The organism is Neisseria sp. P0021.S007 (assembly GCF_051956855.1).
The window spans coordinates 1-539 of record NZ_JBQCXA010001055.1; the positions used below are offsets into that span (position 1 = coordinate 1).

A 539-nucleotide genomic window follows, 5' to 3' on the forward strand; every position below is an offset into this window, starting at 1 on the left:
GGTGTATTCGGCTGATTAGGTGTCGTCGGTGCATTCGGACTATCTGGCGTTGTAGGTGTATTCGGACTATTGGGTGTTGTCGGTGTGTTTTGTCCTTTATTCGGTGTCGGTATGATTTCGCTGCGTGTCGGCGCGAGGGTGGAATTTGGTTTCAGGTCTGGACGCGGAATAATAGACGTTGAAACCGAGCCGTCTGCGTTAAGTGTGAACCGTGTCTGTTGCGGTGTATTGCTTCCCTGCGGGGTGTATGGAGCGGAATCGGCAGTCATAGGCGTGAATTGGTTGGATTCGGTAGACTTCTCGACGGCGTCGCCAATTTTTGCCAACTGATTCATCAATTCGGCATGATTGGTCTGTTGATTGTTCAGCATACGGGACAGGATGTCTTTGATGTCTTGCTGATTCAACATCATGTCTTGAGGTGTAACGGTTTCAGGAGGCGGGGTTCTTTCAGATACAACTTGCAAATTTGCATAAATAATCGAATGAGGCGACCACGACCCGGGAAGATATGACTCTAACGGGGAACTTCTAAAAAC

At 48.8% G+C, this 539-nt stretch carries 1 pseudogene; it reads right to left on the minus strand.

Annotation, left to right across the window (positions count from 1 at the left end):
- Window positions 1-467: pseudogene (locus ACTHUR_RS17495) on the minus strand (virulence factor TspB C-terminal domain-related protein); the annotation flags it as partial.
- Window positions 468-539: the final 72 nt, after the last annotated feature.